The 11,292-nt window shown below is 68.7% G+C and carries 10 protein-coding genes and 1 riboswitch; of the genes, 9 read left to right on the forward strand and 1 reads right to left on the reverse strand.

The genetic code is table 11. The annotated features are described in order from the left end of the window. Nucleotides 1–296: 296 nt before the first annotated feature. The 4 genes from ctaC (at nucleotide 297) to AOK18_RS15640 (ending at nucleotide 4,806) form a co-directional block, all read left to right on the forward strand. On the forward strand, nucleotides 297–1,256 hold the full coding sequence (gene ctaC / locus AOK18_RS15625) for an aa3-type cytochrome oxidase subunit II (RefSeq protein WP_055572339.1): 960 nt from the start codon (nucleotides 297–299) through the stop codon (nucleotides 1,254–1,256). Next, the gene (ctaD, locus tag AOK18_RS15630) at nucleotides 1,253–2,989 is read left to right on the forward strand and encodes an aa3-type cytochrome oxidase subunit I (RefSeq protein WP_055572338.1); all 1,737 of its coding nucleotides are present in this window, start codon (nucleotides 1,253–1,255) and stop codon (nucleotides 2,987–2,989) included. The genes ctaC and ctaD overlap by 4 nt, the downstream gene beginning before the upstream one ends. Then, the gene (locus AOK18_RS15635) at nucleotides 2,986–3,384 is read left to right on the forward strand and encodes a cytochrome c oxidase subunit 4 (protein ID WP_055572337.1); all 399 of its coding nucleotides are present in this window, start codon (nucleotides 2,986–2,988) and stop codon (nucleotides 3,382–3,384) included. The genes ctaD and AOK18_RS15635 overlap by 4 nt, the downstream gene beginning before the upstream one ends. A 147-nt stretch (nucleotides 3,385–3,531) precedes the next feature. Further along, on the forward strand, nucleotides 3,532–4,806 hold the full coding sequence (locus AOK18_RS15640) for a L,D-transpeptidase (protein WP_055572336.1): 1,275 nt from the start codon (nucleotides 3,532–3,534) through the stop codon (nucleotides 4,804–4,806). A 37-nt stretch (nucleotides 4,807–4,843) separates the two neighbouring features. Here AOK18_RS15640 and AOK18_RS15645 read toward each other — a convergent pair whose 3' ends face one another. Then, on the reverse strand, nucleotides 4,844–5,245 hold the full coding sequence (locus AOK18_RS15645; RefSeq protein WP_055572335.1) for a DNA-binding transcriptional response regulator: 402 nt from the start codon (nucleotides 5,243–5,245) through the stop codon (nucleotides 4,844–4,846). A 200-nt stretch (nucleotides 5,246–5,445) separates the two neighbouring features. Between AOK18_RS15645 and ctaE the strand changes: the two genes are divergently transcribed. From ctaE to trpD, 5 genes are all read left to right on the forward strand, one after another. After that, a complete protein-coding gene (gene ctaE / locus AOK18_RS15650; protein ID WP_055572334.1) occupies nucleotides 5,446–6,057 on the forward strand; it encodes an aa3-type cytochrome oxidase subunit III in 612 nt (203 codons plus the stop codon). Nucleotides 6,058–6,136: 79 nt separating this feature from the next. After that, nucleotides 6,137–6,949, forward strand: coding sequence for a cytochrome bc1 complex diheme cytochrome c subunit (gene qcrC / locus AOK18_RS15655; RefSeq protein ID WP_055572333.1), 813 nt, complete (start codon nucleotides 6,137–6,139; stop codon nucleotides 6,947–6,949). Beyond that, entirely contained in the window at nucleotides 6,946–8,004 is a 1,059-nt protein-coding gene (gene qcrA, locus AOK18_RS15660) for a cytochrome bc1 complex Rieske iron-sulfur subunit (protein WP_055572332.1), read from the forward strand. The genes qcrC and qcrA overlap by 4 nt, the downstream gene beginning before the upstream one ends. Beyond that, nucleotides 8,001–9,662 carry a cytochrome bc1 complex cytochrome b subunit gene (gene qcrB / locus AOK18_RS15665; protein WP_055572331.1) on the forward strand — a complete coding sequence of 554 codons (1,662 nt, stop codon included), beginning with the start codon at nucleotides 8,001–8,003 and terminating at the stop codon, nucleotides 9,660–9,662. The genes qcrA and qcrB overlap by 4 nt, the downstream gene beginning before the upstream one ends. A gap of 171 nt (nucleotides 9,663–9,833) precedes the next feature. Further along, entirely contained in the window at nucleotides 9,834–10,898 is a 1,065-nt protein-coding gene (gene trpD / locus AOK18_RS15670) for an anthranilate phosphoribosyltransferase (RefSeq protein ID WP_055694758.1), read from the forward strand. Between the two features lie 106 nt (nucleotides 10,899–11,004). Continuing rightward, nucleotides 11,005–11,121, forward strand: a riboswitch (SAM riboswitch). The last annotated feature ends 171 nt before the right edge of the window (nucleotides 11,122–11,292 follow it).

Genomic DNA, 11,292 nt, shown 5'->3' on the forward strand with positions numbered 1-11,292 from the left:
GCCCAATGGTCGGGAGTGCGGCTTGTGCGGTGGCAACGGCCGGGCCCTTCGTGCCTGCCGTGCCCGGCCGTTGCCACCGCACAAGCCGCACTCCCGACCATTGGGCGCGCCTCCCCACCCCTTCGGGGTGACGGGCGGCGCGTATGACCCCCTCCCCGCGACCCCCCGGATGGCGTCGGCTAGGGTTTGGTCCGCATAAACATCCAAACCCCTGCCCGACGCAGGGCGGCGACCGACCAGCGAGAAGGCCAGGCCGCAGCCGTACAGCGCGGGCGAGACTCTCGGGAAGGCGCTACGTGAGTCCCAACGGCTCCGACCGCTCGCCGCGGCGCCCGATGCGGCGGAAGCTGCTGCAGGCACTGACCGCGGGCCTGGTCCTGGCAACCGCCACAGGTTGCACATGGGAGGACTTCCCCCGCCTTGGTATGCCCACCCCCACCACGGAACAGGCTCCGCTGATCCTTTCCCTGTGGCAGGGGTCCTGGGCCGCCGCGCTCGCCATCGGCGCGCTGGTGTGGGGCCTGATCCTGTGGAGTGCTTTCTTCCACCGGCGCAGCCGCACCAAGGTCGAGGTACCTCCGCAGACCCGGTACAACATGCCCATCGAGGCGTTGTACACCGTGGTTCCGCTCATCATCGTTTCGGTCTTCTTCTACTTCACGGCCCGGGACGAGTCCGAGCTGATGAAGCTCGAGGCGAAGCCGGACGTCACCGTGAACGTCGTCGGCTTCCAGTGGAGCTGGTGCTTCAACTACATCGAGAACGTCAAGGGTTCCACCGGCGACGCCAAGACCGCCAAGGAACTCGAGGCGGTGCCGGACCTCTACAAGAAGGCGTTCCCGGCCGACGCCGGCGGTGTCAACGACTGCGGCACCCCCTCCACGCGGAACCCGCAGAACAACAACCCGGGCCCCACCCTGTGGCTGCCCGAGGGCAAGCGGGTCCGCTTCGTCCTGACCTCGCGGGACGTCATCCACTCCTTCTGGGTGCTGCCGTTCCTGATGAAGCAGGACGTCATCCCGGGTCACCCCAACGCCTTCGAGGTGACCCCCAACCGTGAGGGCACCTTCCGCGGCAAGTGCGCCGAGCTCTGCGGCGTGGACCACGCCCGGATGCTGTTCAACGTGAAGGTCGTCTCCCCCGAGCGCTACGAGCGGTACCTCGAGGAACTCGCGGAGAAGGGGCAGACCGGTTACGTTCCCGCCGGCATCGACCAGACGAGCCACGAGAAGAACCGGGAGGCGAACATCCTGTGAGCATCCTCAATGAACCCCGGGGCGCCGCAGCGGCTGTGGACTCCTACGAGAGCGAGCAGCCGGTCCGGCGCAAGCAGCCCGGCAACGTGGTCGTGAAGTGGCTCACCACCACCGACCACAAGACGATCGGCACCATGTACCTGGCGTCGTCGTTCGCGTTCTTCTGCATCGGTGGCGTCATGGCGCTGGTGATGCGTGCGGAACTCGCCCGGCCCGGTCTGCAGATCATGTCGAACGAGCAGTTCAACCAGGCGTTCACCATGCACGGCACGGTGATGCTGCTGATGTTCGCGACGCCCCTGTTCTCCGGTTTCGCGAACTGGATCATGCCGCTCCAGATCGGCGCCCCCGACGTCGCCTTCCCGCGACTGAACATGTTCGCCTACTGGCTGTTCACGTTCGGCTCGCTGATCGCGCTCGGTGGCTTCCTCACCCCGGACGGCGCCGCCAGCTTCGGCTGGACCGCCTACTCCCCGCTGACGGACGCCGTCCGCTCGCCGGGGCTCGGCGGTGACCTGTGGATCATGGGTCTGGCCCTCTCCGGCTTCGGCACGATCCTCGGTGCGGTCAACTTCATCACCACGATCATCTGCATGCGCGCCCCCGGCATGACGATGTTCCGCATGCCGATCTTCACCTGGAACGTGCTGCTGACCGGTGTGCTGGTCCTGCTCGCCTTCCCGGTGCTCGCGGCGGCGCTCTTCGCGCTGGAGTACGACCGCACGTTCGGCGGGCACATCTTCGACGCGGCCAACGGCGGGTCGCTGCTGTGGCAGCACCTGTTCTGGTTCTTCGGCCACCCCGAGGTGTACATCATCGCGCTGCCGTTCTTCGGCATCGTCTCCGAGATCGTCCCGGTCTTCTCCCGCAAGCCGATCTTCGGCTACATGGGTCTGGTCGGCGCGACCATCGCGATCGCCGGTCTGTCGGTGACGGTGTGGGCGCACCACATGTACGCCACGGGCGGTGTGCTGCTGCCGTTCTTCTCCTTCATGACCTTCCTGATCGCGGTTCCCACCGGTGTGAAGTTCTTCAACTGGCTGGGCACCATGTGGAAGGGCAGCCTGTCCTTCGAGACGCCGATGCTCTGGTCGGCGGGCTTCCTGGTCACCTTCCTCTTCGGTGGTCTGACCGGCGTCATCCTGGCCTCGCCGCCGCTGGACTTCCACGTCACCGACTCGTACTTCGTCGTGGCGCACTTCCACTACGTGGTGTTCGGCACCGTCGTCTTCGCGATGTTCGCCGGATTCCACTTCTGGTGGCCGAAGTTCACCGGCAAGATGCTCGACGAGCGCCTCGGGAAGGTCACCTTCTGGACGCTGTTCGCCGGCTTCCACGGCACGTTCCTGGTCCAGCACTGGCTGGGTGCCGAGGGCATGCCGCGCCGTTACTCGGACTACCTGGCGGCCGACGGCTTCACCGCGCTGAACACGGTCTCGACCATCGCGTCGTTCCTGCTCGGCATGTCGTTGCTGCCGTTCTTCTACAACATCTGGAAGACGGCCAAGTACGGCGAGAAGATCGAGGTCGACGACCCCTGGGGCTACGGCCGCTCGCTGGAGTGGGCCACCTCCTGCCCGCCGCCGCGCCACAACTTCACCTCCCTGCCGCGGATCCGCAGCGAATCCCCGGCGTTCGACCTGCACCACCCGGAGATCGCCGCGCTCGACCAGCTCGAGAACACCGGTCACGGTGAGAAGGTCCTCTCCGGCGGCAAGGAGGCCGGCAAGTGAAGATCCAGGGCAAGATGTTCGTCTGGCTGAGCGCCTTCCTGCTCGTCGTGGCGATCGTCTACGGCGTGTGGTCCAAGGAGCCGGCCGGTACCACGGCCCTCTTCCTGGCCTTCGGCCTGAGCATCATGGTCGGCTTCTACCTGGGCTTCACCGCCCGGCGGGTCGACGTGGGTCCTCAGGACAACAAGGAGGCGGACGTCGCCGACGACGCCGGCGAACTCGGGTTCTTCAGCCCGCACAGCTGGCAGCCGCTCGGTCTCGGCCTCGGTGGCGCGGTCGCCTTCCTGTCCGTCGCCGTCGGCTGGTGGCTGATGTACTTCGCGGCACCGCTGATCCTGCTCAGCATCTGGGGCTGGGTCTTCGAGTACTACCGCGGTGAGAACCGCACCCAGTAGGACGCACCACCGGAACGGGTGACCCGCGCGGGGCCCGGACCCTCCTTCGGGAGGGTCCGGGCCCCGCGGCGCGTCCGGCCGCCATGAATGTCACTCGTTCGAGTCTTTCGGCGTGCCGCGCTTGACGTGGCTCCCTAGCGTGAGGCCATGAGACGTGCTCCCCGAAACCGCACCGTCGTCGGCTGCACGCTGCTGGTGATCGCCCTCGGTACGAGCGTCACCGGCTGCACCTCCGGCGGGGACCCGCTGGCCGCCGAGCCCTACGACGCCGCGGACCGGATCAGCTTCAGCGGGCCCTCCGAAGGCGAGGAGGCGGACCCGGACACGCCCCTGGAGATCGTCACCGAGGACTCCGGCGGACGCATCACCGACGTCACGGCGGTGGACGCCGCGGGCCGCCACGTGGCGGGGGAACTCGCCGCCGACGGCAGCCGCTGGCACAGCACCTCCCCGCTCGCCGCCGGCACCGCCTACACGGTCCGGGTCAGCACCGAGGACGAGGACGGGGCGCGGGGCCGCAAGGTCCTCACCTTCACCACGGGCAGGCCCACCGCGGCCACGAGCAGCGGCGCCGAGAGCCTCGGCGTCACCTTCGGCCCCGGAACGGGCACCTACGGCGTCGGCCAGCCGCTCACCGCCGAGCTGAGCGCGCCCGTCAAGGACCCCGCCCAGCGCGCCGTCGTGGAGCGCGGCCTGAAGGTGTCCTCCACGCCCGCGGTGAACGGCGCCTGGCACTGGGTGGACGACAAGGAGCTCCACTTCCGCCCGAGGGAGTACTGGCCCGAGAACACCGGCATCAGGATGCACAGCACCCTGGAGGGCGTCATGATCGGCGACCGGCTGAGGGGCGGCAGGACCGCACCGCTGACCCTGCGCACCGGCGACCGGGTCATCGCCGTCACCGACGTCGCCGCGCACCGGCTGACGGTCTACAAGAGCGGCGAGGAGATCAGGTCGATCGCCGTCACCGCCGGCAAGCCCGGCTTCGAGACCCGCAACGGCGTCAAGGTCGTCCTCGCCAAGGAACGCCTCGTACGCATGCGCAGCACCACCATAGGCATAGCCGAGGGCTCCCCCGAGTCCTACGACATGCCCGTCCACTTCGCCACCCGGGTGACCTGGAGCGGCGAGTACGTGCACGCCGCCCCCTGGTCCGCGGGCTCCCAGGGCTACGACAACGTCAGCCACGGCTGCGTCGGCATGAGCACCGAGGACGCCGAGTGGTTCTTCGGCACGTTCCAGCAGGGCGACCTGGTCGAGGTCGTCAACTCGGGCGGCGCGACCATGGAGCCCTTCGGCAACGGCTTCGGCGACTGGAACCTCGGCTGGGAGCAGTGGCGCGAGGGCAGCGCCCTGACGGGCGGCGCCGGACCCGGCCCCGCCCCCGAGGAGAAGGCGCGCCTGCGCCCCCGGCCGGCCTGACCCGGACGAGTGACCCGGGACCCGCCGCGGACGGGCCCTAAGCGCTCAGGGCGTGCTTCCGGCGCAGCAGGGAGGCCAGGGCCGAGGCGAACTCCACCGGCTCCACCGGCAGCGTCACAGCGGCCTCCGCACGGCTCCAGGTGGCCAGCCAGGCGTCCTGCGGCCGGCCGATGAGCAGCAGCACCGGCGGGCACCCGAAGATCTCGTCCTTGATCTGCCGGCATACGCCCATGCCGCCCACCGGCGAGGACTCCCCGTCCAGGACGCAGACGTCGATCCCGCCCCGCTCCAGCTCCCCGAGAACGGCAGGGAGGGTCGCGCACTCCACGAACTCCACGACGGGCACGTCCGGGGCCGGCCGCCGGCCGGCGGCGAGCCGCACCTGCTCCCGGGTGCCTGCGTTGTCGCTGTAGACCAGCACCGTGGCGGTCGCCTGCATTGTTCCTCCACGCTTCCGAGGGGCACGGCATCGTCCGGCACCAGTGGTGCCGATGGCGCGGATGCTACCCCTTGGGGCAGCCCGCCGACACCGGTTCGGACACCGCTTCGATGAGCCATCCGGGCAGTACACGACGGGCGAACACACCGAACGGCACCCCCCGGGGTGAGGGCGGGATAAGCGACCGACATAATGTCGGCGTGGCGACAGCAACGACAGTAGACACCGGGCACGCGCACCCGTCGGTCAATCGACCGAACCTCACCAGCGTCGGAACCATCATCTGGCTGAGTTCCGAGCTGATGTTCTTCGCGGCCCTCTTCGCGATGTACTTCACCCTGCGATCGGTGACCGGACCCGACTTCTGGTCGGAGAAGGCCGACACCCTGAACTTCCCGTTCTCGTTGACGAACACCACGATCCTGGTGCTCTCCTCACTCACCTGCCAGCTCGGCGTCTTCGCCGCCGAGCGCGGGGACGTGAAGAAGCTCCGGGCGTGGTTCATCGTCACGTTCATCATGGGTGCGATCTTCATCGGCGGCCAGGTCCTCGAATACACCGAGCTGGTCAAGCACGAGGGGCTCTCCATCTCCTCGGACCCCTACGGCTCGGTCTTCTACCTGACCACCGGCTTCCACGGCCTGCACGTGCTGGGAGGTCTCTTCGCCTTCCTGTTCGTCCTCGGCCGGACCTACGCGGCTCGGAGGTTCACCCATGACCAGGCGACGGCGGCCATCGTCGTTTCCTACTACTGGCATTTCGTCGATGTCGTCTGGATCGGCCTCTTCGCAACGATCTACATGATCAAGTAGGCGGACCCGAATCCGCGCGCTCGAAGAAGCGCACCCACCAGAAGCATCGACGCAGAAGATCCTGACACCGGGGTAATCCGTGAAAAAGCTCTCCGCACGACGACGCCACCCGTTGGCGGCGCTCGTCGTTCTGCTCCTCGCGCTGGCATGCACCGGGGGGCTGTACGCCGTGCTCGCACCCGCGAGCAAGGCGCAGGCCGACGAAACCGCCCAATCCCTCACCATCGAGGAGGGCAAGAAGCTCTACGCGGTCGGCTGTGCCAGCTGCCACGGCACCGGTGGGCAGGGCACCAGCGACGGCCCCAGCCTGGTGGGCGTGGGCGCAGCGGCCGTCGACTTCCAGGTGGCCACCGGCCGTATGCCGGCCGCCACCTCGCAGGCCGCGCAGCTTCCGAAGAAGAAGGCCGTCTACACCCAGGCCGAGATCGACCAGCTGGCGGCGTACATCGCCTCCCTGGGCGCCGGCCCGGCCGTTCCCACCGAGGAGCAGTACGGCCCCGAGGGTGCCGACATCGCCAAGGGCGGTGAGCTGTTCCGCAACAACTGCGCGCAGTGCCACAACTTCACCGGCAAGGGCGGTGCGCTCACGCACGGCAAGTACGCCCCCGACCTCGAGGGCGTGGCCCCCAAGCACATCTACCAGGCCATGCTGACCGGCCCGCAGAACATGCCCTCCTTCCCCGACGGCTCGCTGTCGGAGCAGAACAAGAAGGACATCATCGCCTACGTGAAGACGGTGAACGGCGAGGAGACCGTGAGCCCCGGCGGCCTGTCGCTGGGCGGGCTCGGCCCGGTCTCCGAGGGTCTGTTCGCGTGGATCTTCGGACTCGGCGGAATGATCGCGGTCGCCGTCTGGGTCGCCGCTCGGACCGCAAAGGCCAGGAAGTCATGAGTACCCAAGAGACTCCCGAAGAGAAGCTGCCCGCAGGGCAGGACACCGCGCACGGCGCGGTGCGCGTCGCGGACGAGAAGAACCCGTTCGCCGACCCGGGGCTGCCGCCCCACGAGCCGCGGATCCAGGACATCGACGAGCGGGCCGCCAAGCGGTCCGAGCGTACGGTCGCCCTGCTGTTCACGCTGTCGATGCTGGCCACCGTCGGCTTCATCGCGTCGTTCGTGACGATCCCGGTCGACAAGTCCGTCTACATCTTCCCGATCGGTCACATCAACGCGCTGAACTTCGCGCTCGGTATGACCCTCGGCATCGCCCTGTTCACCATCGGCGCCGGCGCGGTCCACTGGGCCCGCACGCTGATGTCGGACCAGGAGACCGCCGACGAGCGGCACCCGGTGGCCGCGTCGCCGGAGGTCCGCGAGAAGGTCATGGAGGACTTCCGCCAGGGCGCGAAGGAGTCCGTGATCGGACGGCGCAAGCTGATCCGCAACACGATGTTCGGCGCGCTGGCCCTGGTCCCGCTGTCCGGCGTGGTCCTGCTGCGCGACCTCGGTCCGCTGCCCGGCACCAAGCTCCGCCACACGGCGTGGCAAAAGGGCAAGCTGCTCGTCAACATGAACACGAACGAGCCCATGCGGCCGTCCGACATCATCGTGGGCTCGCTGACCTTCGCTCAGCCCGAGGGTTTGGACCCGCACGAGCACGGGTACATGAACGAGATCGCCAAGGCCGCCCTGATGCTCGTCCGCATCCAGCCGGAGAACATCAAGGACAAGCGCGAGCTCGAGTGGTCGCACGAGGGCATCGTCGCGTACTCGAAGATCTGCACCCACGTCGGCTGCCCGATCTCCCTGTACGAGCAGCAGACGCACCACGCGCTGTGCCCCTGTCACCAGTCCACCTTCGACCTCTCCGACGGGGCCCGGGTCATCTTCGGTCCCGCCGGTCACGCCCTGCCGCAGCTGCGTATCGGTGTGAACGACGAGGGTTACCTCGAAGCGCTCGGCGACTTCGAAGAGCCCGTCGGTCCGTCCTTCTGGGAGCGCGGATGAGTACCACGACCAGCACCACCAGCCCGTCCGGCGCCGAGGGGCCGGGCCGCTCGCGCGGGAAGGCTCCGGCCGGCGAACGCGTAGCGGACTGGGCCGACGGCCGGCTGGGGATCTACTCCCTGGCCAAGGCCAACATGCGCAAGATCTTCCCCGACCACTGGTCGTTCATGCTGGGTGAGGTCTGCCTCTACAGCTTCATCATCATCATCCTCACGGGTGTGTACCTGACGCTGTTCTTCCACCCGTCGATGAACGAGGTGGTGTACCACGGCAGCTACGTCCCGATGCAGGGACAGCTGATGAGTGAGGCCTACAAGTCGACGCTGGACATCAGCTTCGACGTCCGCGGCGGTCTGCTGATCCGGCAGCTCCACCACTGGGCCGCGCTGATCTTCGTGGCCGGCATGTTCGTGCACATGATGCGCGTGTTCTTCACCGGCGCGTTCCGCAAGCCGCGCGAGGTCAACTGGCTGTTCGGCTTCCTGCTGCTCGTCCTGGGCATGTTCACCGGTTTCACCGGCTACTCGCTCCCGGACGACCTGCTCTCCGGCACCGGCATCCGCTTCACGCAGGGCGCGGTCCTGTCCGTGCCGATCGTCGGCACGTACCTCTCGATGTTCATCTTCGGCGGGGAGTTCCCGGGGGACGACTTCATCGCCCGGTTCTACTCGATCCACATCCTGCTGCTGCCGGGCATCATGCTCGGTCTCGTGGTGGCGCACCTGATCCTGGTCTTCTACCACAAGCACACGCAGTTCGCGGGTCCGGGCAAGACCAACAAGAACGTCGTGGGCATGCCGCTGCTGCCGGTGTACATGGCGAAGGCCGGAGGCTTCTTCTTCCTGGTCTTCGGCGTGCTGGCCATCGTCTCGGCGGTCGCGACGATCAACCCGATCTGGAACATCGGCCCCTACCGGCCGGACATGGTCTCCACCGGAGCCCAGCCCGACTGGTACATGGGCTTCTCCGAGGGCCTGGTCCGGGTGATGCCGGGCTGGGAGATCAACTTCTGGGGCCACACGCTCGTCCTGGGCGTGTTCATCCCGCTGACGGTCTTCGGCCTGGTCCTGGTGTCCATCGCGGTCTACCCGTTCATCGAGTCCTGGGTGACCGGGGACAAGCGCGAGCACCACATCCTGGACCGCCCGCGCAACGCCCCGACGCGGACCGCCTTCGGCGTCGCCTGGATCACCCTGTACTTCATCTCCCTCATCGGCGGCGGCAACGACCTGTGGGCCACCCACTTCGACCTGTCGATCAACGCGATCACCTGGTTCGTCCGCATCGGGTTCTTCGTCGGTCCCGTGGTGGCGTTCATCGTCACCAAGCGGATCTGCCTCGGCCTCCAGCGCCGGGACAGGGACAAGGTGCTGCACGGCCGCGAGTCGGGCATCATCAAGCGCCTGCCGCACGGTGAGTTCATCGAGGTCCACGAGCCGCTCAGCCAGGAGCAGCTGCACACCCTCACGGCGCACGAGCAGTACCAGCCGGCCGAGATCGGCCCGCTCGTCGACGAGAACGGCGTCGAGCGCAAGGTGAAGCCGCTGGAGAAGCTGCGCGTCAAGCTCAGCAAGGGCTACTACGGCGAGGAGTCCCAGATTCCGAAGCCGACCGTCGAGGAGTACAAGGAGATCACGAGCGGCCACGGCCACCACTGATCCCCGCACCGCCTCAACCGCCCCACCGGGCAACCGAGTCGCCACACGACTGCGAAGGGCCCCCGTCCGAGGACCGGACGGGGGCCCTTCGTCGTGCCCCCGGGTCGATAGGGTGGGGCGGAACCCCTACCCGTCCGTCTGCCGAAGACGCCGAGGACCCAGGAGCGGCCGATGAGCGCTGTGACCCCCGCAGGAGGCGACACCGCGGCGGGCCGCTCCTGGCCCGCCCTGCTGAACGGCCTGCTCGACGGCCGCGACCTGTCCGCCGACGACACCGCCTGGGCGATGGACCTGATCATGCGCGGTGAGGCCACCGACGCGCAGATCGCCGGGTTCGCCGTGTCCCTGCGGGCCAAGGGCGAGACCGTCGAGGAGATCACCGGCTGCGTCCGGGCGATGTACGACCACGCCATCGGCATCGAGGTGCCCGGGAAGACCGTCGACATCGTCGGCACCGGCGGCGACGGCGCCAGGACGGTGAACATCTCCACGATGTCCTCCGTCGTCATCGCCGGCACCGGGGCGAAGGTCGTCAAGCACGGGAACCGGGCCGCCTCCTCCGCGTCCGGCGCCTCCGACGTGCTGGAGAAGCTCGGCGTCAACCTGGAGCTGTCCCCGCGGCGGGTCGCCGAGGTCGCCGAGGAGGCCGGGATCACCTTCTGCTTCGCGGTGAAGTTCCACCCGGCACTGCGCCACGTGGCGGCCGCCCGCGGCCAGCTCGGCGTCCGCACGGTGTTCAACTTCCTCGGCCCGCTGGCCAACCCCGCCCGGGTCAGGGCCCAGGCCGTCGGGGTCGCCGACCCGAGGATGGCCCCGATCATGGCCGGCGTGTTCGCCGGCCGCGGCCACTCCTCGCTGGTGTTCCGCGGCGACGACGGCCTCGACGAGCTGACCACCACCGGTCCCTCGACGGTGTGGGTGGTCCGGGACGGAAAGGTGACCGAGGAGCGCTTCGACCCGCGCGACGTCGGCATCGAGCCCGTACCGCTGGAGGCCCTGCGCGGCGCCGACGCGTCGTACAACGCGGAGGTCGCCCGGCGGGTCCTGGACGGCGAGCACGGTCCGGTGCGGGACGCGGTGCTGCTGAACTCGGCGGCGGCGCTGACGGCGCTCGAACCGGGCACCGGGACCCTGGCGGAGCAGCTCCGGGCAGGGATGGAGCGGGCCGCCGAATCGATCGACTCGGGCACCGCCCGGCGGGTTCTGGAGCGCTGGGTGCTGGTCAGCAACGCGTGAGCCGCGTCCCGGCGGTGCGCCGGCGGTGAGGGCGCGGTCCGGTCCGTCCGGGATCCGGACCGCGCCTTGCGCGTGCCGCGGGCCCGTGTGGCAGGATGGGCGACCAGGTCATGAGCGACAGCCATCAGGCCCCGGCCGGCTGTCCGGCAACCCTCCGTCCGTGGCGGGGTGCCCCGGGTGAGGACCAGGCCGTGAGCAGCAGGGCTCGCGGCAAGCGCGGATCCCTCGCACTCGATCGAGTGGGACACCAGGGGTCCTGGTCGTTCGAGGGAGCCCTCCGATGAGCAAGCGAATGCGTTAGGGCGCTTCTGACGGGCCCTTCGAGGCCGCAGAGCCCCGCCTCCGCAGATCCTTCCCCGCCCTTCCCGCGCTCGAGCCGTGTGCGCTCGCGCGG

This window comes from Streptomyces prasinopilosus (assembly GCF_001419695.1).
Taxonomy (GTDB): domain Bacteria; phylum Actinomycetota; class Actinomycetes; order Streptomycetales; family Streptomycetaceae; genus Streptomyces; species Streptomyces prasinopilosus.